This window comes from Streptomyces sp. TRM68416, from assembly GCF_014596915.1.
Classification (GTDB): domain Bacteria; phylum Actinomycetota; class Actinomycetes; order Streptomycetales; family Streptomycetaceae; genus Streptomyces.
Map to the genome: position 1 here is coordinate 179,588 of NZ_JACVWU010000019.1, position 26,015 is coordinate 205,602.

The following is a 26,015-nucleotide window of genomic DNA, read 5'->3' on the forward strand; positions in this document are numbered from 1 at the left end:
GCCCGCGCAATTCGGTAGCGCCCGCGCGCGGCCTCCGGGACACTCCCGAACCATGTCGACACCCCCTCCGACCGGCCCACTTGTCACCCGGACCAGCCTCGCCGAAGCCCTCACGGAACTCGGCATCAAACCGGGCGAAACGATTCTCGTCCACTCCTCCCTCCGCTCCCTCGGCTGGGTCTGCGGCGGCGCCGTGGCGGCCGTCCAGGGGCTGCTGGACGCCCTGGGCCCGCAGGGCACCCTCGTGGTCCCCACCCAGTCCGGCGACCTGTCCGACCCTGCGGTGTGGGAAAACCCGCCGGTGCCCGAGGAGTGGTGGGAGACGGTCCGGGCGACCATGCCCGCCTACGACCCCCGCATCACGCCCACGCGCGGGGTCGGCGTGATCCCGGAGACCGTACGGACCTGGCCGGGCGCCCTGCGCAGCGCGCACCCGCAGACCTCCTTCGCCGCCGTCGGCCCGCGCGCGGCCGAGGTGACCGAGGGCCACGCCCCCGACTGCCGCCTCGGCGAGCACAGCCCGCTGGCCCGCCTCGAGGCCCTCCACGCGCGCGTGCTCCTGCTGGGCGCCGGATACGACACCTGCACCAGCTTCCACCTGGCCGAGTACCGCATCCCGTCCCCCCTCGTGAAGGTCGGCCGCCCGGGACCGGCGGGCTGGGAGACCGTGACCGAGGTCTCGATCAGCTCGGAGCGGTTCGACGAACTGGGGCACGACTTCGAACGGGACCGTCCGGTCGTACGGGGCAGGGTGGGCGCGGCCGAGGCGCGGCTGTTCCCGGTGGCGGACGCCGTGGCCTACGCACAGCGGTGGCTGGCGGTGCACCGGCCCCGTGAGGAGGAGATCTGAACCCGCCGGTCCGGCGGCACGCGCGCGTACCTAGACTCTTGAGCCATGCGAACTGAGCCCGTGGTCCAGGTCCAGGCCCTGGTGAAGCGGTACGGCACGAAGACCGCCGTGGACGGCCTCGACCTGGTGGCCGGGGCGGGCGTGACCGCCGTACTCGGACCCAACGGAGCGGGCAAGACGACCACGGTCGAGACCTGCGAGGGGTACCGGAAGCCGGACTCCGGCACGGTGCGCGTCCTGGGCCTCGACCCGGTGCGCCAGTCCGGCGAGCTGCGCCCCAGGATCGGGGTGATGCTCCAGTCCGGCGGCGTCTACTCGGGCGCTCGGGCCGACGAGATGCTCCGGCACACGGCCCGGCTGCACGCGCACCCCCTGGACGTGGACGCCCTGATCGAGCGCCTGGGCCTGGGCAGCTGCGGCCGCACCACGTACCGGCGGCTGTCCGGCGGCCAGCAGCAGCGGCTCACGCTCGCCATGGCCGTCGTAGGACGTCCGGAGCTGGTGTTCCTGGACGAGCCGACCGCGGGCCTCGACCCGCAGGCGCGGCGCGCGACCTGGGACCTGGTCCGGGATCTGCGCGCGGACGGCGTCTCGGTCATCCTCACCACGCACTACATGGACGAGGCCGAGCAGCTCGCCGACGACGTCGCGATCATCGACGCGGGCCGGGTCATCGCCCAGGGCTCCCCCGAGGAGCTGTGCCGCGGCGGCGCCGAGAACACGCTCCGCTTCACCGGCCGGCCCGGCCTGGACGTCGGCTCCCTGCTCAAGGCGCTGCCCGCGGACTGCACGGCCGCGGAGCTGACGCCCGGGGCGTACCGGGTCGGCGGCAAGGTCGACCCGCAACTGCTGGCGACCGTCACCTCGTGGTGCGCGCAGCACGGCGTGATGCCGGAGCGGATCTCCGTCGAACGCCACACCCTTGAGGACGTCTTCCTGGAACTGACCGGCAAGGAGCTGCGCTCGTGACCGTGGGTACCTTCACCCCGAAGCCCGGAGCCGCTCCGCTCCCCCGCATGATCATGGCGCAGGCGGTGCTGGAGACGAAGATGCTCCTGCGCAACGGCGAGCAGCTCCTGCTCACGGTGATCATCCCGACCCTGCTGCTGGTGCTGTTCAGCACGGTGGACATCGTGGACACCGGCGAGGGCGAGGCCGTCGACTTCCTCACGCCGGGCATCCTGGCGCTGGCGGTGATGTCGACGGCGTTCACCGGCCAGGCCATCGCGACGGGCTTCGAGCGCCGCTACGGCGTCCTGAAGCGCCTCGCCTCCTCCCCGCTCCCCCGCTGGGGCCTGATGACGGCGAAGACGCTGTCGGTCCTGGTCACCGAGGTCCTCCAGGTGCTCCTGGTGACGGTGATCGCCCTCGCGCTGGGCTGGGACCCGCGGGGCAACCCGCTGGCCGTGTTCCTCCTGCTGGTCCTCGGCACGGCGGCCTTCTCCGGGCTCGGGCTGCTCATGGCGGGCACGCTGAAGGCCGAGGCGACGCTGGCCGCCGCGAACCTGGTCTTTCTGCTGCTGCTCATGGGCGGCGGTGTGGTCGTGCCGCTGGACAAGTTCCCGGACGCGGCACAGGACGTCCTGGGGCTGCTCCCGATCGCGGCGCTGTCGGACGGGCTGCGGGACGTGCTGCAGCACGGGGCCGGGATGCCCTGGGCCGACCTGGGGATCCTCACCGTCTGGGCGGTCGTGGGGCTGGCCGCGGCGGGGAAGTTCTTCCGCTGGGAGTAGCCCCTCATGAGGCTGGAGGGAGCCCCCTCGTGAAAGCGTGCACAAGCCCGGGCCTACGATAGGGCGCGTGCCAAAGATGACCCGCGCCGACGCCCAGGCGGCCGTGCGCAACCCCCTCGCCTTCGTCGCCGCGCGCTGGACCCCGCAACCCCGGACGGTCCAGCGGGCGGCCCTCGCCGCGCTCGTCATGTCGGTGGTCATCGTGGTCACCGGCGGTGCGGTGCGGCTGACCGGGTCCGGGCTCGGCTGCCCGACCTGGCCCAAGTGCACCGAGGACTCGATCAACAACACCGCCGAGATGGGCATCCACGGCTACATCGAGTTCGGCAACCGCCTGCTGACGTACGTGCTGTGCGCCGCCGTCGGCTGGGCCATCGTCGCCGCGCGCTCCCAGAAGCCGTACCGGCGCAGCCTCACCCGGCTGGGCTGGGCCCAGTTCTGGGTGGTGATGGGCAACGCGATCCTCGGCGGCATCGTCGTGCTCGTCGGCCTGAACCCGTACACGGTCGCCGCGCACTTCCTGCTCTCCTCGGCGCTGATCGCCGTGGCCACGGTGATGTGGCAGCGCACCCGGGAGGGCGACGGCGAGCCCCGCCCGCTGGTCGGCAAGTCCGTGCAGCAGCTGGTCTGGTTCATGGTCGCGGCCACCGTGCTGCTTATCGCGGTGGGCACGGTCGTCACCGGCGCGGGGCCGCACGCGGGCGACTCCAGCGAGGTCGAGCGGATGCCGCTGGACTGGGAGAGCGTGAGCAAGCTGCACGCCGTGCTGGCCTGGATCGTGGTGACGCTGACGTTCGCCCTGTGGTTCGTCCTCAAGGCGGTCGACGCGCCCAAGGCCCCCTTGGCCCGTACCCGCGACCTGTTCATCGTCCTGTTGGCCCAGGGCGTCGTGGGCTACGTCCAGTACTTCACCGAGCTGCCCGAGGTACTGGTCGGCGTCCACATGTTCGGCTCGTGCGTGGTGTGGATCGCGGTCCTGCGCGTCCTGCTGTCGCTGCGCGAGCGCCCCGAGACCCCGGTCGCCGACCTGCCCGCTCAGTCGTACGACGCGGTGAGCGCGTCGATCGCCGGGCCCAGGTAGTCCCGGGTCAGCCCGGCCCTGCGCACCGTCCACCCCTCGGCGGGCGGCGCGGGGTCGCCGTAGCGGCGGCCGCGGATGTCCTCGACGACCTCGACCGGTGCCCCGAGCGCGGGCAGCAGGTCCAGGGCCTCCCCTTTGGAGATCAGCCGGCCGTCGCGCACGGTGACGGTGGCCCGGGCGAAGGTGACCATCCCCAGGTCCACCCAGACGTCCTGCGTCCACAGCCGGGGGTTGTCGACGGCACGCCGCCAGAAGTCCCGCTGGTCACGTACGACGTAGCCACCGAGTTCACGGTCCGACACCGGCGGCAGCAGCCCGGCGGGCCCCCGCCCGTGCAGCACCCGCCCGAAGGCGTGCAGCTCACGCCGGGTCACCGGGCTGACCGGCCGCCGGAAGAGTTTCTGGTGGGCCCAGGTCAGATGGCTGCGGTTGGTGTCGTCGGCCGTGGCCGGGGTCAGATAGGTGCAGTGGAGCTTGGCGGCGAGGGGCTCGTTGCGCAGCCGGGCGTGTGTGAGGGCGATCCGCCATACGACGCGCGGTGTCACGGGGCCCGGCAGGACCGTGATCAGGTCCAGGTCGCTGCGGCCCTCCTGGTAGTCGCCCCCGGCCAGCGAACCCGTCTGTACAGCTCACTGCAGTCCGTACACCCTGCGTGCGTTTCCCGCCGCGATCAGTCCGGCCACCCGTTGGGCGTCCGCCGGTGACCATGCGCCCTCGGCGACCCAGGTGCCGAGCACCCGGCCGAGGGCCTCGCGGAACAGACGTGCCCCCACCACGTGGAGTTCCGGCAGCTCGTAACCCCCGCTGGAGAAGAGGATCTTCCCGAAGGGGGCCAGCTCCAGGATCTCGGCGAGGACGGTCGCGGCCCGGGCGCCGGTGCGGACGAGCGCGGCGCCGGAGTCGGCGTAGACGTGCGGGAAGACACCGGCGAGGTGGGCGGACTGGCGGTGGTAGGGGTAGCCGTGCAGCAGGATCAGATCGGTGCCGAGACCGGCCGTGGCGCGCACGAAGTCGGTCAGCAGCACGGGGTCCGTACGGTCGATGCGCAGCCCCGGTTCGCCCAGACCCGCGTGGAGCTGGAGCGGCAGTCCCGAGGCCACCGCGATCCACAGCAGATGCCGTAACAGCACCGGATCGGTCAGCTCCCCGCCGACCCTGCGCCCGGCGAGCCACCGCCCGGCCGCGCCCCGCACCTCCCCCGGCCCCGGCGGCTCGGGCGCCAGCGCGAGACCGTGCCGTACGCCCGCCACGGAGGTGAAGGCGACCGCGTGCGTGGCGGCGCCGTGCACCGACTCGGCGAGGTTGGCGAGGAAGGACTCGACGGTGCCGGAGGTGTCGGCGACCTGTTCGGCGAGGAGTTCGAGGCGCACGATCTCGTGCGCCTGCGCGTCTCCCGTACAGGCCATCTCGTCGGGGTCGGTGAGGTCGCCGGGCAGCCCGGTGTCGACCAGGTACGTCGTGATGCCACTGCCGCGCAGCAGCCGCCGGCCCGCCTCCAGCACGCCGAGTTCACGGCGCCGGGCGAGATAGCGGGCGGGCGGGCAGTGCGGTTCCAGGCCGAGGAGCGGGGGGCACCAGCGGCGTACGGCGAAGCCCGTCTGCGTGTCGAAGAGGGTCGTGCCGGGGGCGGGCGGGCCCTCGGTGCGGGCGAGGCGGGCCTCGAAGGTGCCGAGGCCCAGCTCCGTCCGCAGTACGCCGTGGCAGTACTGGTCCACCAGGGACGGCGTTTCGATCATCCGGCTCTCCCCGTCGGTCGACCCTTTACAGGGCTTAACGGGTGAACCGGGGTTCAGGTGTGGGGGTGCGCCCGGTTCGTTGGCCGCGCCCCTGATCCCTGGCCGCGCCCCCGGAGGTCAGTTGCTCGGGCCGCCTACCTGGATGCCCGCCATCCGGCTCCACTCGTACGGGCCCGTCTTCACCTTCGCCGCGAACTCGCCGTCGAAGTCCTCGTGGACGGTGATGCCCGCCTTCCGCACGGCCTTCTCGGCGATGTCGTACGTGGGGGCCACCAGGTCGCCCCAGCCGCCGTCCTCGCCGACGAGGACGATCCGGGCGCCGCGCTGCCCGAGGTAGGCCACCTGGCCCTCGGCGCCGCCGTGTGCCTTGGAAAAGGCCTCGATCTGCCGGGCCAGCTTGGCCACCCGGCGCTCGGCCTTCGCGTCAACCGCTTGCGTGTCTGCCATGGCCAGGATGCTACCGACGGGTAGCTCGATCGGCGACGGGTGGGTCGAGTGACCCGCGCCTCAACCCCGCGGCGCGTCAGCGCGTAGCGCCTCGGCGCCTCGGCGCGTCAGCGCAGGAACGGGTCCACCGCGATGGCGACGAACACCAGCGACACGTACGTGATGGACCAGTGGAACAGGCGCATTTCCTTCAGCTTCGCGCCCGTCACCTCCGCCTTCGCGCGGTTCTGCAGGGCGTGCGCCTCCCACAGCCACCAGCCGCCCGCGGCCAGCGCGACCAGCGTGTAGAACCAGCCGGTGTAGCCCAGCGGGGTCAGCAGCAGCGAGACCGCGACCATCACCCAGCTGTAGATCACGATCTGCTTGGCGACCACCTTGTTGGAGGCGATGACCGGCAGCATCGGCACGCCCACGCGCGCGTAGTCCTCCTTCACCTTCATGGACAGCGGCCAGTAGTGCGGCGGCGTCCAGAAGAAGATGACCATGAAGAGGATGACCGGCGCCCAGGAGAGCGAGTTGGTCACCGCCGACCAGCCGATCAGCACCGGCATGCAGCCCGCGATGCCGCCCCACACGATGTTCTGCGCGGTGCGGCGCTTGAGGATCATCGTGTAGACGACGACGTAGAAGAGGAGCGCGCCGAGGGAGAGCCAGGCCGACAGCCAGTTGACCGTGAGGCCGAACAGCAGGGTGGAGACGACCGCCAGGGTGATGCCGAAGGCCATGCACTCGCGCGGGCTCACCATGCCGGTGACCAGCGGCCGCTGCGAGGTGCGGTCCATGAGGGCGTCGATGTCGCGGTCGATGTACATGTTGAGCGCGTTGGCGCCGCCCGCGGACAGATAGCCGCCGACGCAGGTGAGCAGCACCAGCTTCAGATCGGGCATGCCCTGCTGCGCCAGGAACATCACCGGAACGGTGGTGATCAGCAGCAGCTCGATGATCCGCGGCTTGGTCAGCGCCACGAACGCCATGACCCGGGCCCCGAACGGCCGCCGACTCGGGCTCTGGCTCGTCCCGACAATCCCCGCTGGACGGGATTCAACGGCCGTCACGCACACCCCTGACAGAGACATCCCAGCAAGCCTCCCGTGTGAAGTGCCGGTAAAGGCTCGCGCGTACCACGCCACTGTAGACGTTGCCCAGACCCGGACATTCGCGGGGGTGGCCTCGTGTTGGCGAGCACCGCTGGAAGAGCCGATCGGCACTCGATTGAGCACTCGTTCGAGCGGCTCCGTATTCACTTGCCGAGCGCGCTACAGCCCAGTCGGGAGGCGGATTCCAGCAAGTCCCGGCAGTCTGGAATGACTCGAAAAAACGCACGTACATACGGGGGTAGGCTCGACCACGGCCGGGGCGCTCCGTGCACCGGCATTCGACATGCGTGACATGTGGAGAGGAGCCCTGACCCAGGGTGAGCACCAAGCCGACCACCGCAGACCTCGAGTGGACCGAACTGGACCAGCGGGCCGTGGACACCGCCCGCGTCCTGGCCGCCGACGCCGTACAGAAGGTCGGCAACGGCCATCCCGGTACGGCGATGAGCCTGGCCCCCGCCGCGTACACCCTCTTCCAGAAGGTGATGCGGCACGACCCGGCGGACGCCGACTGGGTCGGCCGCGACCGCTTCGTGCTGTCCGCCGGCCACTCGTCCCTGACCCTCTACACCCAGCTGTACCTGGCCGGCTTCGGCCTGGAGCTGGACGATCTGAAGTCGTTCCGCACCTGGGGCTCGAAGACCCCGGGGCACCCGGAGTACGGCCACACCGTGGGCGTGGAGACGACGACCGGGCCGCTGGGCCAGGGTGTCGCCAACGCCGTGGGCATGGCCATGGCCGCCCGCTACGAGCGCGGCCTGTTCGACCCGGAGGCTCCCGTCGGCGAGTCCCCGTTCGACCACTTCGTCTACGTCATCGCCGGTGACGGCTGCCTCCAGGAGGGCATCTCCGCCGAGGCGTCCTCGCTGGCCGGCCACCAGAAGCTGGGCAACCTGGTCCTGCTCTGGGACGACAACCACATCTCGATCGAGGGCGACACCGAGACGGCCGTCTCCGAGGACGTCTGCAAGCGCTACGAGGCGTACGGCTGGCACGTCCAGCGCGTCGAGCCGCAGGCCAACGGCGACCTCGACCCGGCCGCCATCTACGACGCCGTACAGAAGGCCAAGGCCGTCACCGACAAGCCGTCGTTCATCGCGATGCGCTCGATCATCGCCTGGCCCGCCCCGAACGCGCAGAACACCGAGGCCGCCCACGGCTCGGCGCTCGGCGACGACGAGGTCGCGGCGACCAAGCGGGTGCTGGGCTTCGACCCGGAGCAGACCTTCGAGGTCTCCGACGAGGTCATCAACCACACCCGCCAGGCGCTGGAGCGCGGCCGTCAGGCCAAGGCGGAGTGGGAGAAGTCCTTCCAGGAGTGGCGCAACAGCAACCCCGAGCGGGCCGCCGAGTTCGACCGCATCTCCGCGGGCGAGCTGCCCAAGGGCTGGGAGGAGAAGCTCCCGGTCTTCGAGGCGGGCAAGGGCGTCGCCACGCGTGCCGCGTCCGGCAAGGTGCTGCAGGCGCTCGGTGCCGTGATCCCCGAGCTGTGGGGCGGCTCGGCCGACCTGGCCGGCTCGAACAACACGACCATCGACAAGACGTCGTCCTTCCTCCCGGCGGACAACCCGCTGCCCGAGGCGGACCCGTACGGCCGCACGATCCACTTCGGCATCCGCGAGCACTCCATGGCCGCGGAGATGAACGGCATCGCGCTGCACGGCAACACCCGCGTCTACGGCGGCACCTTCCTGGTGTTCTCCGACTACATGCGCAACGCGGTGCGCCTGTCGGCCCTGATGCACCTGCCGGTGACGTACGTGTGGACGCACGACTCCATCGGTCTCGGCGAGGACGGCCCGACGCACCAGCCGGTCGAGCACCTGGCCTCGCTGCGCGCGATCCCCGGTCTGAACGTGGTCCGCCCGGCGGACGCCAACGAGACCGCGATCGCCTGGCGAGAGATCCTCAAGCGGTACACGAAGGTCTTCGGCAAGGGTCAGCCGCACGGCCTCGCGCTGACCCGTCAGGGCGTGCCGACGTACGAGCCCAACGAGGACGCCGCCAAGGGCGGTTACGTCCTCTTCGAGGCGTCCAACGGCTCCCCCGAGGTGATCCTGATCGCCACCGGTTCCGAGGTGCACGTCGCCGTGGACGCGCGCGAGCGGCTGGAGGCCGACGGCGTTCCCACGCGCGTGGTGTCCATGCCGTCCGTGGAGTGGTTCGAGGAGCAGGACCAGGGGTACCGGGACAGCGTCCTGCCGCCCGCGGTCAAGGCGCGCGTCGCGGTGGAGGCCGGTATCGGGCTCACCTGGCACCGTTACGTCGGCGACGCCGGCCGCATCGTCTCCCTGGAGCACTTCGGTGCTTCGGCCGACGGCAAGCTGCTCTTCCAGGAGTACGGCTTCACCGGCGAGAACGTGGCCGCCCAGGCCCGGGAATCGCTCGCCGCCGCCCAGCGCTGACGCTCACATACGACACGTAGGAGATGTAATTCCATGACAGACGCACTCAAGCGCCTCTCCGAGGAAGGCGTCGCGATCTGGCTGGACGACCTGTCGCGCAAGCGGATCACGTCCGGCAACCTCGCCGAGCTGATCGACCAGCAGCACGTCGTGGGCGTCACCACCAATCCGACCATCTTCCAGAAGGCGATCTCGTCGGGTGACGGCTACGAGCAGCAGCTCGCCGACCTCGCCGCCCGCAAGGTCACCGTCGAAGAGGCCGTCCGCATGATCACCACGGCGGACGTCCGGGACGCCGCCGACATCCTGCACCCGGTCTTCGAGGCCACCGGCGGCCAGGACGGCCGGGTGTCGATCGAGGTCGACCCGCGGCTGGCCCACAACACCAGGGCGACCGTGGCCGAGGCCAAGCAGCTGGCCTGGCTGGTCGACCGCCCCAACACACTGATCAAGATCCCGGCCACCGAGGCGGGCCTGCCGGCCATCACCGAGGTGATCGGCAACGGCATCAGCGTCAACGTCACGCTGATCTTCTCGCTGGAGCGCTACCGCGCGGTCATGGACGCCTACCTGGCGGGCCTGGAGAAGGCGAAGGAGAAGGGCCTCGACCTCTCGCTGATCCACTCCGTGGCCTCCTTCTTCGTCTCCCGGGTGGACACCGAGATCGACAAGCGGATCGACGCGCTGGGCACCGACGAGGCCAAGGCCGCCCGCGGCAAGGCCGGCGTCGCCAACGCACGCCTGGCCTACCAGGCGTACGAGGAGGTGTTCGGCACCGACCGCTGGGCCGCGCTGGAGAAGGCGGGCGCCAACAAGCAGCGTCCGCTGTGGGCCTCCACCGGCGTGAAGGACCCGGCCTACAAGGCGACCCTGTACGTCGACGAGCTGGTCGCGCCGAACACGGTGAACACCATGCCGGAGGCGACCCTGCAGGCCACCGAGGAGGGCGGCGAGATCCGGGGCAACGCGGTCGCCGGCACCTACGAGCAGGCCCGCGCCGAGCTCGACGCCGTCGAGAAGCTCGGGATCGCCTACGACGACGTGGTGCAGCTGCTGGAGGACGAGGGCGTCGAGAAGTTCGAGGCCTCCTGGAACGACCTGCTGAAGTCGACCGAGGCGGAGCTGAACCGCCTCGCCCCCTCGGAGGGCTGAGACCTTGGCCCCTCTTTCCGGTTCCGGAGCGAATCCGCTTCGTGACCCCGCCGACCGACGGCTCCCGCGTATCGCGGGGCCGTCGGGCCTGGTCATCTTCGGCGTCACGGGCGATTTGTCACGAAAGAAGCTCATGCCCGCCGTGTACGACCTCGCGAACCGGGGTCTGCTGCCGCCGGGTTTCTCGCTGGTCGGCTTCGCCCGGCGTGAGTGGCAGAACGAGGACTTCGCCCAGGAGGTCCACGACGCGGTCAAGGAGCACGCCCGCACCCCCTTCCGCGAGGAGGTCTGGCACCAGCTCATCCAGGGCATGCGGTTCGTCCAGGGCACCTTCGACGACGACGAGGCCTTCGAACGGCTGCGCGACACCATCGACGAGCTGGACAAGGCCCAGGGCACGGGCGGCAACTTCGCCTTCTACCTGTCGGTGCCGCCGCGCTCGTTCCCGGTGGTCATCCAGCAGCTGAAGAAGCACGGCCTCGCCGACCAGTCGAGCGGCTCCTGGCGGCGCGCGGTCATCGAGAAGCCCTTCGGCCACGACCTGAAGTCCGCCGAGGAGCTCAACAAGGTCGTCCACGAGGTCTTCGCCCCGGACCAGGTCTTCCGCATCGACCACTACCTGGGCAAGGAGACCGTCCAGAACATCCTGGCGCTGCGCTTCGCCAACACGATGTTCGAGCCGATCTGGAACCGGTCCTTCGTGGACCATGTGCAGATCACGATGGCCGAGGACATCGGCATCGGCGGCCGGGCGGGCTACTACGACGGTATCGGCGCCGCCCGTGACGTCATCCAGAACCACCTGCTCCAGCTGATGGCCCTGACGGCCATGGAGGAGCCGGCCTCCTTCGACGCGGACGCGCTGGCCGCGGAGAAGACCAAGGTGCTCGGTGCCGTACGGCTGCCGAAGGACCTGGGCCGGGACACCGTGTTCGCGCAGTACGCGGCCGGCTGGCAGGGCGGCGAGCAGGCGGTCGGCTACCTCCAGGAGGAGGGCATCGACCCGGCGTCGAAGACCGACACCTACGCCGCGATCAAGCTGGGCGTCGACAACCGCCGCTGGGCGGGCGTGCCGTTCTACCTGCGCACCGGCAAGCGGCTGGGCCGCCGGGTCACCGAGATCGCGGTGGTCTTCCAGCGGGCCCCGCACTCCCCCTTCGACCACACGGCGACGGAGGAGCTGGGCAAGAACGCGATCGTCATCCGCGTCCAGCCGGACGAGGGCGTCACGGTCCGCTTCGGCTCGAAGGTGCCGGGCACCTCGATGGAGATCCGGGACGTGTCGATGGACTTCGCCTACGGCGAGTCCTTCACGGAGTCCAGCCCCGAGGCGTACGAGCGGCTGATCCTGGACGTCCTGCTCGGTGACTCCAACCTCTTCCCGCGCACCGAGGAGGTCGAGCTGTCCTGGAAGATCCTCGACCCGATCGAGGAGTACTGGGACGAGCACGGCACGCCGGCCCAGTACCCGGCCGGTACGTGGGGTCCGGTCGAGGCGGACGACATGCTGGAGCGAGACGGACGGAGCTGGCGCCGGCCATGAAGATCGACCTGACCGACACCACGGCAAGCAAGATCAACAAGGCCCTTGTGCAGGGCCGCCGGGCCATCGGCACCCCGGCCGTCGGCATGGTGCTCACGCTGGTCATCGTCACGGACGAGGAGAACGCGTACGACGCGCTCAAGGCCGCGAGCGACGCCTCGCACGAGCACCCCTCGCGCACGCTCGTGGTCATCAAGCGGGTCTCGCGCTCGCCCCGCGACCGCACCACGTCCCGCCTGGACGCCGAGGTGCGGGTGGGCGCGGACGCGGGCACCGGCGAGACCATCGTGCTGCGCCTGTACGGCGAGGTCGTCGACCACGCCCAGTCGGTCGTCCTGCCGCTGCTGCTGCCGGACGCACCGGTGGTGGTCTGGTGGCCGGTGAACGCGCCGCTGGATCCGGCGAACGACCCGCTGGGCGCCCTCGCGCAGCGCCGGGTCACCGACACCTACGCCTCCGAGCAGCCGGTCCAGGACCTCGGTGCCCGGGCCGGCACCTACACCCCCGGTGACACGGACCTGTCGTGGACCCGCATCACGCCCTGGCGCTCGATGCTGGCCGCGGCCCTGGACCAGGTGGTGTGCGAGGTCAAGGGCGTCGAGGTGGAGGGCGAGGAGTTCAACCCGAGCTGCGAGCTGCTGGCGATGTGGCTCGCGGACCGGCTGGACGTGCCGGTGCGGCGCTCGCTGTCCTCCGGCCCGGGTCTCACGGCCGTCCGGATGGCGACGGACTGCGGCCCGATAGTCCTGGACCGCGCCGACGGCTCGCTGGCCACGCTCTCCATCCAGGGCCAGCCCGACCGGGCGGTGGCGCTCAAGCGCCGCGAGACGGCCGAGCTGATCGCGGAGGAGCTGCGGCGGCTGGACCCGGACGACACGTACGCGTCGGCGCTGCGGTTCGGGGTGGAGCGGCTGAACGCGGCTTCCGAGCCGGCGGACGAGAAGTCGGCCGAGGGGCCGTCCGAGGAGCCGTCCGAGGAGCCGGTCGCCGTCGAGGCGCCGGTCGAGACGGCCGCGAAGGCGCCCGCCAAGAAGGCGGCGAAGAAGGCTCCGACGAAGCAGACACCGGCGAAGAAGGCGGCGGCGAAGTGAGCACTCCGCAGCTGGTCGTGCACCGCGACAAGGAGCTGATGGCGCAGGCCGCGGCGGCCCGGCTGATCACGAAGATCGTGGACGCCCAGGCCTCCCGGGGCCAGGCGTCCGTGGTCCTCACGGGCGGCCGCAACGGCAACGGCCTGCTGGCCGCGCTGGCGGCGGCCCCCGCCCGGGACGCCGTCGACTGGAGCCGCCTCGATCTCTGGTGGGGCGACGAACGCTTCCTCCCCGAGGGCGACCCGGACCGCAATGTCACGCAGGCCCGCGAGGCCCTGCTGGACGCGGTGCCGCTGGACCCGAAGCGCGTGCACGCCATGCCCGCGTCGGACGGTCCCCACGGCGCGGACGTGGACGCGGCGGCGGCCGCGTACGCCGAGGAGCTGGCCCGGGCGGCGGGCCCGGAGAACCACGGGGCGGTGCCGACCTTCGACGTCCTGATGCTGGGCGTGGGCCCGGACACGCACGTGGCGTCCCTGTTCCCCGAACTCCCGGCGGTCCGTGAGACCGACCGTACGGTGGTCGGCGTGCACGGCGCCCCGAAGCCCCCGCCCACCCGGGTCACCCTGACGCTCCCCGCCATTCGGGCCGCCCGCGAGGTCTGGCTCCTCGCGGCCGGCGAGGACAAGGCCCGGGCCGCGGCGATCGCCCTCTCGGGCGCGGGCGAGATCCAGGCCCCGGCGGCAGGCGCCCACGGCCGCCAGCGCACCCTGTGGCTGTTGGACGCGGCAGCGGCCTCCCAACTCCCGAGGTCGCTGTACCCCCCGGCGTCCCCGTAACCACCCCTGGGGGCTCCGCCCCCAGACCCCCGGGCCTTTGCCCACCCAACCACCCGTTTCCAGTGGGCTGAAGGGTGAACCTCTCAACCCACCGAGTCGGGTGGTGGGTGGGCAAAGGCCGGCGGGGTCGAAGGGGCGGCAGCCCCTGGGGACGGGAAGGGTAGGGGCGGCGGGGGCGAGAAGAGCCGACCCGCACCCCACACCCCCGTACCCCCTACTTCACGGACCCCGCCATAACCCCCTGCACAAAGTGCCGCTGGAAGGCGAAGAACACCGCCACCGGCACCACCAGCGACAAGAACGCCCCCGGCGCCAGCACATCGATATTGCTGCCGAACTGCCGGATCTGCGACTGGAGTTCCACCGTCAGCGGCTGCGAGGAACTGTCCGCGAAGAGCAGCGCGACCAGCATGTCGTTCCACACCCACAGGAACTGGAAGATCGCGAGGGACGCAATAGCCGGCCGCCCCACGGGCAGCACGAGCCGCACGAAGATCCGCCACTCCCCGCCCCCGTCCATCCGCGCGGCCTCCAGCATCTCCTTGGGCATCTCGGCGAAGTAGTTCCGCAACAGGAACACCGCGAACGGCAGCCCGTAGGCGACATGGAACAGCACCACCCCCGGAATCGTCCCGAACAGCCCCAGCTGACCGAAGAGTTTGGCGACCGGCAGCAGTCCCACCTGCACCGGGACCACCAACAACGCCACCACCACCAGGAAGATGGCCTCACGCCCGGGAAAGTCCAGCCACGCGAACGCGTATCCGGCGAGCGCCGCGAGCACGACGACCAGCACGGTCGTAGGCACGGAGATCAGCACGGTGTTCCAGAACGCCCGAGTGATCCCCGCGTTCTCCAACAACGCCGAGTAGTTGTCCAGGGAAAGCTGCCCGGGACTGGTGAACACCGTCCACCACCCACCCCGCGCATTGTCGGAGGCCGACCGCATGGACGACAGCAACAGCCCGGCCAACGGCGTCACCCACACCAGCCCGACCACCACCAGCACGGCCTGCACCGCGCCCTTGCCGAGACCACGTCGCACGGCGTTCGCGGCGTTCACGGCGTTCATCGCTGACTCCTTCGGAAACGGCGGAGGTTGAAGACCATCGCGGGCACCACGAGCAGCAGCAGAAGCACCCCGAGTGCGCTACCGAGCCCCTGGTTGTTGCCGCCGCCGAACGACACCAGCCACATCTGCGTCGCCAGCACGGTGGCGTCCTCCTGCACCGGCCCGGGCGCGATGATGTAGACGAGGTCGAAGACCTTCATCACATTGATCACGAGCGTCACGAAGACCACCGTCAGCACGGGCCCGAGCAGCGGCACCGTGATCCGCCGGAAGATCTGCCACTCGTTCGCCCCGTCCATCCGCGCCGCCTCCAGCGCGTCGCGCGGCAGCGTCGCGAGCCCGGCGCCGATCAGCACCATCGCGAACCCGGTCCAGATCCACAGGTACGCGCCGATGATGGCCGGCGTGACGAGGGCAGGACCGAGCCAGGAGATGCCCTCGTAGGGGGCGGCGAAGTTCGACCCGGGCAGCCGCACGTCGTAGGCCCCGTCGGCCAACTCGGGGAAGCGGAAGGAGCCGTCGGAGGCGGTGGTCGTCGTGGCGACCGTCCGCCCGTCGCGCACCGCTTCCACCGTGACGCCGGGCAGCCCGCTCTCCTGCCGGTCGACCCGTCCCTGCTCCCCTCCCCCGCCGGGGGTGAAGTCCAGGTAGACGACCCCGCGCAGTTCGCCGGGGGCGGCCTGCCGGGCGGCGGCCGCGTACGCGGGTTCGGCGTCGGCGGGCAGCGCCTTGGGCGCCACGCCGACCAGGCCGAGGGCCACCGTGTCGCCCGGCGAGACACTCGCGCTCGTCCGGTACGCGCCGTCCTCGCCCCCGGTCAGCCCCTGGCCGTCCCGGGCCCGGGCGTTGGGGTAGGCCGAGGTGCCCTTGAAGGCGTCGTGCACGGAGACGACGGCGGCGTTGAGGACGCCCTTGTCGGGGTCCTCGTCGTAGGCGAGCCGGAAGATGATGCCGGCGGCGAGGAAGGAGACCGCCATCGGCATGAACAGCAGCAGCTTGAAGGCGGTGGCCCAGCGGATCTTCTCCACCAGCACGGCCAGGATCAGCCCCAGGCCGGTGAGCAGGGCGGGTGCCACCACCACCCAGATCGCGGTGTTGCGCACGGCCTTGAGGGTGGCCGGGTCACGGAACATCTCGGAGTAGTTCTCGCCGCCCACGAACCGGGTGCCGGAGGCGTCGAAGAAGCTCCGGCCGACCGAGAACAGCACGGGGTAGACGACGAGCGCGCCCAGCAGGAGCAGCGCGGGGAGGACGAAGAGCAGGGCGACGATCCGTCCGCGCCGCCGCATGCGCCGGGCCCGCGCGGGGGGTGTGAGGCGCGGCGGTGGGGGGCTCGTCTCCTTCACCAGGGTCGCGGTCATGGCGCGTCAGCCCCGGTAGGCCTTGGCCGCGGCGGCTTCGAGTCGCGCCGCGGTCGCCTTGGGGTCGGAGGGGTCGCGCAGGAAGTCCTGGAGGATCTTCCACTCGCCGGCGCCCTTGGTGCCGCCGAAGGAGGCGGGCGCCTGGTCGGACATGTCAAAGCGGACCGTGTCCCCGGCGGCGATCAGGGACTTGGCGGTGGACCGGGTGACGCCGTCGCTGTAGGCGGAGAAGTCGAGCTTCTTGTTCGGGGACAGGAAGCCGCCCGCGTCGGCCCACACGGCGGCGGCCTCGGGTGTCGCGAGGTATTCCACGAGCGCCTGGGCGGCCTTCTGGTTCTTGCCGTCCTTCAGTACGACGGCGGCGTCACCGCCGCTGACGACGGGCTCCTCGCCCCCGTCGACCGCCGGGAACGGGAAGAAGTTGGCGTCGTAGCCGATCGACCTGTCGAACTGGTCCTTGGCGACGCCGGCCACGAAGTCCCCCTCGTAGACCAGGGCGGCCTTCGGCTCCGGTCCGAAGACCTTCTCCACCGAGCCGGGGAAGTCGGTGTTCAGGGCGCCGTCCCGGCCGCCGGCTATGAGCTGCTCGTCCTTGAAGAACGTGCCGAGGGTGGTGAGTGCCTCGACGACACTGGCGTCGGTCCACTTCAGTTCGTGGGCGGCGAGGGCGTCGTACTTCTCGGGTCCGGCCTGGGAGAGGTAGATGTTCTCGAACCAGTCGGTGAGGGTCCAGCCGTCCTGCCCGGCGACGGCGAACGCGCCGATTCCGGAGTCGGAGACGGTCCGGCCGGCCTTCAGCATCGCGTCGAAGGTGCGGGGCGGCTCCACGCCGGCCTGGTCGAGGGCGTCGGGGCTGTACCAGACGGTCGACTTGTGGGCGGCCTTGAAGTAGAGGCCGTAGAACGTGCCGTCGACGCTGCCGTAGTTCTTCCAGACCTCGGCGTAGTTGGCGTCGACGGAGTCCTCGGTGGTCTTGGACAGCGGCTTGAGCCAGCCCTGTTCGGCGAACTGCTGCAGGACGCCGACCTGCGGGACCATGACGACGTCGGGGGCGTTGCCGCCCTCGATCTTGCTGCCGACGACGGTGGAGACGTTGTCTCCGGTGGACACGAACTGCGTCTTGGCGCCGGTCTTCTCGGCGAAGGCGTCCAGCACCTTCTGGAAGTTCTTCTGCTCGCTGCCGGACCAGACACCGGCCACGGTGACCGTCTGGCCGCTGAGTGACTGGTCGCCGCCGCCGGCCGTGACGGGCCCGCCGCCGCAGGCGGTCGCGCCGAGCGCCAGGGCGAGGGCGGTGCATCCGGCGAGCAGGGTGGTACGTCGTCGCATCATCGTTGATGTCCCTTCGGGGGGTGGGGAGTTGACGGAGGTTCAGAGGTCGTTGATCCACCAGGCGGCCGTGGAGCCGGGCAGGACGCCTGCCGGGCAGGGGCCGCTGGACAGCAGGGGGGTGCCGGAGACCGGCGCGGGAGCGGGTGCCGTACCGAAGTTGACGGCGCAGACGACGCCGTCGCCGCGGGTGAAGGCGAGGACGGCGGGCGCGCTGTCCAGCCAGCGCAGTTCACCCTCGCCCAACTGGGGCAGCGAGGAGCGCAGTTGGAGGCCGTCGCGGTACAGGTGCCAGAAGGAGCGGGTGTCGGCGAGGGCGCGGTCGGTGGCGTACTCGGCGAAGTACTCGGGCTGCGGCAGCCAGGGCTTGGCGCTTTCCGCACCGGAGGTGAAGCCGAACGGCGAGGCCTGTCCCGACCAGGGCAGCGGCACCCGGCAGCCGTCGCGGATCCGGGCCCGGCTGCCGGTGCGGCGGAAGATCGGGTCGGTGAGCACGTCGTCGGGCAGATCGACGACCTCGGGCAGCCCCAGCTCCTCGCCCTGGTAGATGTACGCGGCTCCGGGCAGCGCCAACATCAGCAGCGCGGCGGCGCGGGCGCGGGCGGGGCCGAGGCCGCTGCCCTCGGGGGTGGGTTCGCCGTAGCGGGTGACGGTGCGGACCTGGTCGTGGTTGTTGAGGACCCAGGTCACCGTGGAGCCCGTGCCAGCGATGTCCTGCATGGCCTCGGAGATGACCTTGCGGAAGGCGTCGGCGTCCCAGGGGGCGCCGAGCAGGTCGAAGAAGAAGGCCTGGTGGAGTTCGTCCGGGCGGACGTAGAGGGCGTGTTCGCGGGCAGTGGGCACGGAGACCTCGCCGACCAGGAGCCGCTCGTGGCCGTCGCGGGCGGTGTACTCCTCGCAGAGGGACCGCCAGCGGCGCCACACGTCGTGCACCTCGGGCTGGTTCCAGGCGAGCGGGTTGACGGAGTCGCGGGTGCGGGCGTCGGCCTCCGGGTCGTCGGAGTCGGGCAGCTCGGGGTGCTTGTAGAGGCCGGCGGCGACGTCGATGCGGAAGCCGTCGACGCCCCGGTCGAGCCAGAAGCGGAGCACCTGGTCGAACTCGGCGCCGATCTCGGGGTTGCGCCAGTTCCAGTCGGGCTGCTCGGGCGCGAACATGTGCAGGTACCACTGGCCGTCGTCGACGCGGGTCCAGGCCGGGCCGCCGAACATGGAGTGCCAGTTGTTGGGCGGCTCGGCGCCGTCCGGGCCGCGGCCGTCGGCGAAGTGGAAGCGGGCGCGGGCCGCGCTGCCGGGCTCCGCGGCGAGGGCCTCGCGGAACCAGGGGTGCTCGCTGGAGCAGTGGTTGGGGACGATGTCCAGCAGCACTTTGACGCCGAGCCGCCGGGCGGCCGCGATCAGCAGGTCGAACTCGGCGAGGTCACCGAAGATCGGGTCGACGTCGCGGTAGTCGGCGACGTCGTAGCCGTGGTCGTGCTGCGGCGAGGGATAGAAGGGGCTCAGCCAGATCCCGTCGACCCCGAGCTTCTTCAGGTACGGCAGTCCGGCCCGGACCCCCGCGAGATCTCCGACGCCGTCTCCGGTGCTGTCCAGGAAGCTGCGGACGTACACCTGGTAGATCACTGCGTCACGCCACCAGTGGCACTTACTTGACATGTATGCATGTTAGGTAGCGGTGTCGCGAGGGTGTCAATGAGAAGAACGCACACTACTGCCGAGTCGGGCTCTAAATACGGATTTATCAGGGCACTGAGAGGCCAGATGAGACGCCCGCGTTACCTAACAAGTAAGTAGGAGGGTCTAGCGGGCGGAGACGGCAGCCAGCTCGCGCGCCAGTCGCCGCACCGCCGACGCGGGCGTCTCCCGCCCGGTCAGCGCGTCGTGCACGACCGCCTGCACCACCAGGCTCACCTGGTCGTAGCGCGGGCTCTTGGGGCGCGGCGCGGCCGTGAGCACGCTCTCGCGCAGGGTCGGCAGGTACGGGAAGGCCCGCACCAGCCCGGGGTCCTCGTACAGCGCGGCCCGCACCGGCGGCAGCGCGCCGCGCGTGAGGACCTGGCGCTGCACCCGCTCACTGGCCAGGTACGCGATCAGGCGCGCGGCGGAGTCGGGGTGCCGGGCGTGCGCGCTGACGGCCAGGTTGGAGCCGCCGAGCACACTGGTGCCGGGCCCGTCCGGCCCCGGCAGCGGTACGGCGCCGATCTTCCCGGCGACCGGTGACCCCTCGGCGGAGGCCACGGCGTAGGCGTAGGGCCAGTTGCGCAGGAAGAGCAGGCGGCCGTCCTGGAAGGCCTGCTTGGACTCCTCCTCCTTGTACGTCAGCGCCCGCCGCGGGATCCACCCCTCGCGCACCCCGCGGGCCAGGAAGCCGATGCCCTCGCGTGCGGCGGCCGAGTCGACGGTGACGCGTTCGCCCTCGCCGCCGAGGATGGAGCCGCCCGCCGAGTAGACGGCCTCGGCCGCGTTGACGGTGAGCCCCTCGTAGGGCAGGAACTGGCCCGCGTAGCCGTCGAGCCCGTGCTTCGGGGCGACGGTCTTCGCCAGGTGCTCCAGCTCGGCCCAGGTGCGCGGCGGATCTGCGCCCTCCGCGGCGAGGACGTCCTTGCGGTAGAGGAGCAGGCCGGCGTTGGTCACGTACGGGACCGCGTAGAGCCGTCCGTCGTAGGTGGCCGTGTCGACCACCGGGGGCAGGAAGGAGCCCAGCGGGAAGCGGTCGCGCGGCAGCGGCCTGATCCATCCCGCCGCCGCGAACTCCGAGGTCCAGCTGACGTCGATGTTGAGCACGTCGAACCGGCCGCGGCCGTCGCGCCGCAGGTCGGTGGCCATCTGGGCGCGGGTCTCGTCGGCGGAGTCCGGCAGCTCGACGAGGGTGACCCGTTCGCCGGGGTGGGTGCGGTTCCAGCCTTCCAGGAGGGGGCCGAGATAGCCGGTGAGGTCACCGGCGGTGGCGAGGGTGAGCGGTCCGCGGCCGTCGCCGTCCGCGTCCCCGGACCCCACTCCGGAGGCCGCGTACCCGGTCAGGACCACGAGCAAGGCGAGGAGGCCCCTACCGGCGGCGTGTATCCACCGCATAGGTTCCTCCCTGTACACCGGCACGGGCCTCGTCGCCCGGTCAGAGGCCATGTATACCTGTTAGGTATGCGCGATACTAGGGTCTGTCGCACATTACGCCAGCCGCACACGGCGAGGACCCGAGGAGGACAGCACGAGTGCGCCTGCCCCTCCTGGCACTCCTCGCACGCGGCCCCGCCCACGGCTACGAGCTCAAGCAGGACCTTGAGCAACTGCTGGGCTCGGCGTACCCTCAGCCGAACGTCGGCCAGATCTATGTCACCCTCGGCCGCCTCGAAAAATCGGGACTGATCGAGGGCGAGGACGTCGAGCAGGCCGGCCGGCCCAACAAGAAGGTCTACCACCTCACCGACGCCGGGCGCGAGGCACTGAGCGCCTGGTTCGAGGATCCCGAGGACGAGCCACGGGTACGGGACGAGTTCTTCATGAAACTGGCCCTCGCCCCGCGCACCGGTCTCGCCGACCAGATCGCCCTCATCAACAAGCAGCGGCGCCAGTACCTCACCACCATGCGCAACCTGTCGAAACTGGCCGCCGCCGAAGACCGCGACAACCGCATCGCCCATCTGCTGATCGAGGGCGCGATGCTGCACCTGCAGGCCGACCTGGACTGGCTGGAGCGGTGTCAGGAAGAGCTGGAGGAGCTGGAATGAACGACGGTCCCGCTCCGGTGCTGCACGCCGAGGGCCTGGTCAAGACGCACCACGGCGAGGGCGCCCCGGCGCATGCCGTGCGCGGGGTCGACCTGTCGGTGGCGCGCGGCGAGTTCACGGCGATCACCGGCCCGTCCGGCGCCGGCAAGTCCACGCTGCTGCACCTGCTGGGCGGTCTGCAACGGCCGGACAGCGGGAGCATCCGGCTGGACGGGGAGTCCACGGACGCGTGGAGCGAGGCCCGCTGGGCCGTGGAGCGCCGGAAGCGCATCGGGATCGTCTTCCAGTTCTTCAACCTGGTCTCGAACCTGTCGGTCGCCGACAACGTCGAGCTGCCCGCCCTGCTCGCCGGCACCCCGCCCAAGCGGGCGCGCGCCGAGCGCGAGGAGCTGCTGGCCGAGCTGGGCCTCACGGGCAAGGAGCGCAGCATGCCGGGCGAGCTGTCCGGCGGCGAACAGCAGCGGGTCGCGCTGGCCCGCGCCCTGGTCAACCATCCGCCGCTGCTGCTGGCCGACGAACCCGCGGGCAGCCTCGACAGCAAGGGCACCCGCGAGGTGATGCGGCTGCTGTCCCGCTTCCACCAGCGCGGCCAGACGATCCTCCTGGTCACCCATGACGCCCGGCTGGCGAGCGCCGCGGACCGGGTGATCAGCTTCTTCGACGGCCGGATAGCCGACGACGCGACCCTCGAGGACACCGCTCCGTCGCGCCGCTCCGGCATATCCGGGGTGCTGGAGCTCAGGGACTGAGATGCGGGCGCACCACGATCCCCGGAGGCCCTGAGCCGTATGCGAGCCACCCTGCGCTGGGCGCACTCCGACCTTCGCACGCACCGCGGCGAGGCCCTGTTCCTGGTCCTCGCCACCGCGGGCGTGGTCGCCTCCCTGCTGCTGGCCACGGCCCTCTTCGGCTACGCCACCAACCCCTGGCAGCGCGTCTTCGCCCAGTCCCGCGGCGCCCATGTGTGGCTGCACACCGCCGAGTCCGCCGACGCCGGGAAGCTGTCCGCGCTCGACGGCGTCACCGCCGTCGCCGGCCCCTACCCGACCGCCGCCGCCACCCTCGCCTCCCGGGGCGTCCGCGCCTCGGTCGAACTGCGCGGCACCCCCGAGAAGCCGTCCGTCGGCCGCCCGCTGCTCACCTCCGGCCACTGGCTGGACCCGGCGGCCCCCGACGGCGTCGTCCTGGAGACCCGCCTCGCCCGCAGCCTGCTCGCCGGCCCCGGCGACACGCTCACCGTCCCCGGCACCGCGCGCACCCTGACCGTCCTCGGCGTCGCCGACAGCGCCGAGCCGCGCTACCGGCCGGGCGAACGCCCCGGCCTCGTCTGGGCCCTGCCCTCCGCCGTGCGCGACCCGGGCGGCCAGGTGACCGGCCTGCGCCTGACGGACCCCGACGACACGGGCTACGCCGTCCAGCGCGCCGTCACCGTGCTCGGCGCCGGCGCGGTCGGCGAGGTCACCACCTGGCAGCAGGCGCGCGCCGAGGAACAGGGCGACGACCGGCTGCTCGGCCAGGTGCTGGGCCTGTTCGGACTGGGCGCGCTGATCGCCGCAGGGCTCGCCGTGCACGGGGCGATCGGCACCCGGATCCGCGGCCACCTGCGGGACATCTCGATCCTGAAGGCCATCGGCTTCACCCCGGGCCAGGTCGTCCGCGCCTACCTCCTCCAGCACATCGCCTACGCGCTGCTGGGCGCCGTGTCCGCGGTCGCCCTCATCGTGGTCCTCGGCAGCCGCCTGCCCGGCCGCCTCGGCGACGCGGTCGGCGTGTGGCAGGGGCTGCCCGGGCACGCGGTGGCCCTGTTCGCGGTCCCGGCCTGCGCGGTCCTGTTCATCGCCGCGACCACCGGCCTCGCCGCCTGGCGCGCGGGACGGGTGCCCCCGGTGCCGGTCCCCCGGCCCGCGGCCTCCGCGGGCCGCGGCCTGGCGGGTCCGGTCCGCCGGGCGCTCGGCGTACGGCTCGGTCGAGCGGGCGGGCCACGGCTGTCCCCCGCGCTGGTGCTGGGCTGGCACACCGCGTTCGCCCGCCGTCGGCGCACACCGGCCACCGTCGCCCGGCTCGCCCTGCCGCTGCTGCTGATCGTCGTGGCCCTGAGCGCCTGGAGCACCATCGACCGCTTCCACAGCAGGCCCGAGGAGATCGGCCTGCCCACCGCGCTCACCGTCCACACGGACTCCGGCCTCGACGGCCGCGACGCCCGCGCCCTGCTGGAGCGCGACCCGCAGGTCACCGCCGTCCACCCCGGCGTCGAGGTGGCCGCCCTGGTCCCTGGCCAGACCGCCACCATCGCCCTGCGCGGCCTCGGCACCCGCGAGGACCCCTACCCGTACGCCCTGGCCGAGGGACGCCCCGCCGAGGGCCGGGACGAGGCGGTCGCCGGGCAGGGGCTGCTCAACCTGCTGGACGTCCGGGTCGGCGACTGGATCCGGATGACCGTCGGCGACCAGCCGCAGATCCTGCACATCGTCGGCCGCAGCATCGAACCGGAGAACGCCGGCCGGGTCATCTCCACCTCTCTCGACACCCTCCGCGAGAACGACCCCCGCCTCACTCCGACCCGCTACGAGATCCGGCTCCACCCGGGCGCGGACCCCGCCGAGGTCGCCGCCCGCCTGACCGAGGCCGGCCATGGCCACCTCGACATCCACACCGTGCCGAACCCCGCCGACGGCCTCTCTCCCCTGCGCGGAGTCGTCCTCGGTCTGATCACCGTGCTGGCCCTCATCGGCCTGATCGAACTGCTCACCGCCATAGGCGGCACCGTCCGCGAGAGCGAACGCGACCTGCTGGCCCTCAAGGCGGTCGGCCTCTCCCCCCGCCAGATCACCGGCATCACGGTGACGGCCACCGCCTGCACCACCCTGGCCGCCGCCCTCCTCGCCACGGCCCTCGGCACTCCCCTGGCCCGCTGGCTGATCGACGCCCAGGGCAGCTCGAACGGCATCGGCGCGGGGATAGCCGCGAGCCCGTCAACCACCCTGCTGCTGCTGTTCGTCGCGTCGGCGGTAATCGGCGCTGCGGCGGTGGCAGCGGTCCCGGCGGCCCGGGCGGCAAGACGCAGACTGGCGGACACTCTGAGCGCGGTCGCCTAGCAGCGCCCCTTCAGGGGCGCGGGGCTGTATCGATTTGCGGCTCCGCCGCGTGGGCGCGAGAAACCCCCACGGCCCGCAGCCAGGATTCAACCGCTGTACGGATTCCCGTGCTGCGGCGCATACGGAGGCCACGCCGGAGGCGGAGGCACAACCGGCAACCCCAGCGGAGCGGGATGCGCCCCGAGCCGAATCCCGTACCGCGCCTTCAACCGCCTCACCTCCCACAGCGAAATCCCCGTGACCGTCACCGGCGCCCCCAGAATGAACAGCACCCCCATCGTCAGGCTCAGCCCGTGCAGATCACCGGTGACAAGATCCGGAATGGCCATCAGCCATGTCGTCACCGTGGCGAGCAGCGGCGGCAGACACCGGTGCACACCCGCCGTGCCGAAGTAGTTCGCGCCGACGTGCCAGGCCCCCCGCGCCACGAAACCGATCAGCCAGAGCACCACCGGAGCGAGCAGCAGGACGAAGAGCCCCGCGCTGCCCGAGGCCTGGAGCAGGACGACGGTGAGCACGATCGACCCCACGAAGAGCAGCAGCAGCTTCAGCGAGTTGAACAGCGGTACCTTCAGCGACCGCACGGAGCCACCGTGCCGCCACACGAAGAGCATCACGCCGACCGTCAGCGGGGTGACGAACAGCAGGACGACGGAGGCCGTCAGCATGTTCTCCAGCATTTCGTCGAAGGCGAAGCCGCCCTCGACGAAGGTGTAGACCCCTACCGCCGCGATCGTCCCGGCGATGATGCGCGCCTTCTTGAGCTGTTCCACCGCCGGGTCGACGGACTCCGGGATCCATGCCGGATGGAACACCGCGCGCGCCGCGTGCTTGGGCTTCCACAGCGGCCCGGCCGCCGGCCTGCCGCCCGTCCAACGGCCGCGTGAACCCACCAACTTCAACTCCCCCGAGTCACAGCCTTCATGATCGCCAGGGAGTCTACGGGAAGCGGGCGGCAGCGCGCCGCCCGCTTTCACGATCAGCGGCCGCGCAGCTCCCGGTACTTGGCGACCAGCGCCTTGGTGGAGGCGTCGAGGCCGGGGACGTCGGCGCCTTCGGTGAGGGCGGGTTCGACGCGCTTGGCGAGGACCTTGCCGAGTTCGACGCCCCACTGGTCGAAGGAGTCGATGTTCCACACCGCGCCCTGGACGAACACCTTGTGCTCGTAGAGGGCGATGAGCTGGCCGAGCACCGACGGGGTCAGTTCGCGGGCGAGGATCGTGGTCGTCGGGTGGTTGCCCTTGAACGTCTTGTGGGTGACCAGCTCCTCCGGCACTCCCTCCGCGCGTACCTCGTCCGGGGTCTTGCCGAAGGCGAGCGCCTGCGTCTGGGCGAAGAAGTTGGCCATCAACAGGTCGTGCTGCGCCTGGAGTTCACCGCTCATCTCCTCCACCGGGCGGGCGAAGCCGATGAAGTCGGCCGGGATCAGCTTCGTTCCCTGGTGGATCAGCTGGTAGTAGGCGTGCTGCCCGTTGGTGCCCGGGGTACCCCACACCACCGGCCCGGTCTGCCAGTCCACCGC

General features: G+C 71.5%; 21 protein-coding genes and 2 pseudogenes. 12 read left to right on the forward strand and 11 right to left on the reverse strand.

Going from position 1 to position 26,015, the window contains the following annotated elements:
• Positions 1–52: 52 nt before the first annotated feature.
• The 4 genes from ICC28_RS28215 (at position 53) to ICC28_RS28230 (ending at position 3,664) form a co-directional block, all read left to right on the forward strand.
• A complete protein-coding gene (locus ICC28_RS28215; RefSeq protein WP_188291550.1) occupies positions 53–850 on the forward strand; it encodes an aminoglycoside N(3)-acetyltransferase in 798 nt (265 codons plus the stop codon).
• 45 nt (positions 851–895) lie between these two features.
• On the forward strand, positions 896–1,819 hold the full coding sequence (locus ICC28_RS28220) for an ABC transporter ATP-binding protein (RefSeq protein ID WP_188291551.1): 924 nt from the start codon (positions 896–898) through the stop codon (positions 1,817–1,819).
• Positions 1,820–1,866: 47 nt separating this feature from the next.
• Positions 1,867–2,583 (forward strand): ABC transporter permease, encoded by a 717-nt coding sequence (locus ICC28_RS28225; RefSeq protein WP_188291574.1) that lies wholly within the window; start codon positions 1,867–1,869, stop codon positions 2,581–2,583.
• A gap of 76 nt (positions 2,584–2,659) precedes the next feature.
• Positions 2,660–3,664 carry a COX15/CtaA family protein gene (locus ICC28_RS28230; protein ID WP_188291575.1) on the forward strand — a complete coding sequence of 335 codons (1,005 nt, stop codon included), beginning with the start codon at positions 2,660–2,662 and terminating at the stop codon, positions 3,662–3,664.
• Here the strand turns inward: ICC28_RS28230 and ICC28_RS28235 are convergent.
• The 4 genes and pseudogenes from ICC28_RS28235 to ICC28_RS28250 form a co-directional block, all read right to left on the reverse strand.
• Positions 3,619–4,281, reverse strand: a pseudogene (locus ICC28_RS28235) (nucleotidyltransferase); the annotation flags it as partial. The gene ICC28_RS28230 and the pseudogene ICC28_RS28235 overlap by 46 nt on opposite strands.
• Before the next feature lie 12 nt (positions 4,282–4,293).
• Positions 4,294–5,400 carry an amidohydrolase family protein gene (locus ICC28_RS28240; RefSeq protein ID WP_188291552.1) on the reverse strand — a complete coding sequence of 369 codons (1,107 nt, stop codon included), beginning with the start codon at positions 5,398–5,400 and terminating at the stop codon, positions 4,294–4,296.
• A gap of 117 nt (positions 5,401–5,517) precedes the next feature.
• Positions 5,518–5,847 carry a hypothetical protein gene (locus ICC28_RS28245; RefSeq protein WP_188291553.1) on the reverse strand — a complete coding sequence of 110 codons (330 nt, stop codon included), beginning with the start codon at positions 5,845–5,847 and terminating at the stop codon, positions 5,518–5,520.
• 107 nt (positions 5,848–5,954) lie between these two features.
• Entirely contained in the window at positions 5,955–6,923 is a 969-nt protein-coding gene (locus tag ICC28_RS28250) for a heme o synthase (protein WP_223189644.1), read from the reverse strand.
• A 338-nt stretch (positions 6,924–7,261) separates the two neighbouring features.
• Between ICC28_RS28250 and tkt the strand changes: the two genes are divergently transcribed.
• Genes tkt through pgl form a run of 5 tightly spaced genes read left to right on the forward strand, consistent with a single transcriptional unit; the run spans position 7,262 to position 13,914 of the window.
• The gene (gene tkt / locus ICC28_RS28255; protein WP_188291554.1) at positions 7,262–9,349 is read left to right on the forward strand and encodes a transketolase; all 2,088 of its coding nucleotides are present in this window, start codon (positions 7,262–7,264) and stop codon (positions 9,347–9,349) included.
• Between the two features lie 33 nt (positions 9,350–9,382).
• Entirely contained in the window at positions 9,383–10,501 is a 1,119-nt protein-coding gene (gene tal / locus ICC28_RS28260; RefSeq protein ID WP_188291555.1) for a transaldolase, read from the forward strand.
• 4 nt (positions 10,502–10,505) lie between these two features.
• Positions 10,506–12,044, forward strand: a complete 1,539-nt coding sequence (gene zwf, locus ICC28_RS28265) for a glucose-6-phosphate dehydrogenase (RefSeq protein ID WP_188291556.1) — start codon at positions 10,506–10,508, stop codon at positions 12,042–12,044.
• Entirely contained in the window at positions 12,041–13,135 is a 1,095-nt protein-coding gene (gene opcA, locus ICC28_RS28270) for a glucose-6-phosphate dehydrogenase assembly protein OpcA (protein WP_188291557.1), read from the forward strand. Before zwf ends, opcA begins: the two co-directional genes overlap by 4 nt.
• Positions 13,132–13,914, forward strand: a complete 783-nt coding sequence (gene pgl, locus ICC28_RS28275) for a 6-phosphogluconolactonase (RefSeq protein WP_188291558.1) — start codon at positions 13,132–13,134, stop codon at positions 13,912–13,914. Before opcA ends, pgl begins: the two co-directional genes overlap by 4 nt.
• 214 nt (positions 13,915–14,128) lie before the next feature.
• Here the strand turns inward: pgl and ICC28_RS28280 are convergent, their stop codons facing one another.
• From ICC28_RS28280 to ICC28_RS28300, 5 genes are all read right to left on the reverse strand, one after another.
• Positions 14,129–14,986: a carbohydrate ABC transporter permease gene (locus ICC28_RS28280; RefSeq protein WP_188291559.1), complete on the reverse strand. Its 858-nt coding sequence runs from the start codon at positions 14,984–14,986 to the stop codon at positions 14,129–14,131.
• Positions 14,983–16,347, reverse strand: a complete 1,365-nt coding sequence (locus ICC28_RS28285) for an ABC transporter permease subunit (RefSeq protein WP_188291560.1) — start codon at positions 16,345–16,347, stop codon at positions 14,983–14,985. The genes ICC28_RS28280 and ICC28_RS28285 overlap by 4 nt, the downstream gene beginning before the upstream one ends.
• 6 nt (positions 16,348–16,353) lie before the next feature.
• On the reverse strand, positions 16,354–17,679 hold the full coding sequence (locus ICC28_RS28290) for an ABC transporter substrate-binding protein (protein WP_188291561.1): 1,326 nt from the start codon (positions 17,677–17,679) through the stop codon (positions 16,354–16,356).
• A 39-nt stretch (positions 17,680–17,718) separates the two neighbouring features.
• On the reverse strand, positions 17,719–19,329 hold the full coding sequence (locus tag ICC28_RS28295; protein ID WP_188291562.1) for a glycoside hydrolase family 13 protein: 1,611 nt from the start codon (positions 19,327–19,329) through the stop codon (positions 17,719–17,721).
• Between the two features lie 144 nt (positions 19,330–19,473).
• Positions 19,474–20,745: an ABC transporter substrate-binding protein gene (locus ICC28_RS28300; protein WP_188291563.1), complete on the reverse strand. Its 1,272-nt coding sequence runs from the start codon at positions 20,743–20,745 to the stop codon at positions 19,474–19,476.
• A 137-nt stretch (positions 20,746–20,882) separates the two neighbouring features.
• On the opposite strand from ICC28_RS28300, the gene ICC28_RS28305 reads away from it, so the two are divergent.
• Genes ICC28_RS28305 through ICC28_RS28315 form a run of 3 tightly spaced genes read left to right on the forward strand, consistent with a single transcriptional unit; the run spans position 20,883 to position 24,493 of the window.
• On the forward strand, positions 20,883–21,398 hold the full coding sequence (locus ICC28_RS28305; protein WP_188291564.1) for a PadR family transcriptional regulator: 516 nt from the start codon (positions 20,883–20,885) through the stop codon (positions 21,396–21,398).
• Complete coding sequence (locus tag ICC28_RS28310; RefSeq protein ID WP_188291565.1) at positions 21,395–22,147, forward strand: ABC transporter ATP-binding protein; 753 nt, start codon at positions 21,395–21,397, stop codon at positions 22,145–22,147. The genes ICC28_RS28305 and ICC28_RS28310 overlap by 4 nt, the downstream gene beginning before the upstream one ends.
• Positions 22,148–22,186: 39 nt before the next feature.
• Positions 22,187–24,493, forward strand: a complete 2,307-nt coding sequence (locus tag ICC28_RS28315) for an ABC transporter permease (protein ID WP_188291566.1) — start codon at positions 22,187–22,189, stop codon at positions 24,491–24,493.
• 86 nt (positions 24,494–24,579) lie between these two features.
• Here ICC28_RS28315 and ICC28_RS28320 read toward each other — a convergent pair whose 3' ends face one another.
• Entirely contained in the window at positions 24,580–25,389 is an 810-nt protein-coding gene (locus ICC28_RS28320; protein WP_223189646.1) for a hypothetical protein, read from the reverse strand.
• 83 nt (positions 25,390–25,472) lie between these two features.
• Positions 25,473–26,015, reverse strand: a pseudogene (locus tag ICC28_RS28325) (glucose-6-phosphate isomerase); the annotation flags it as partial.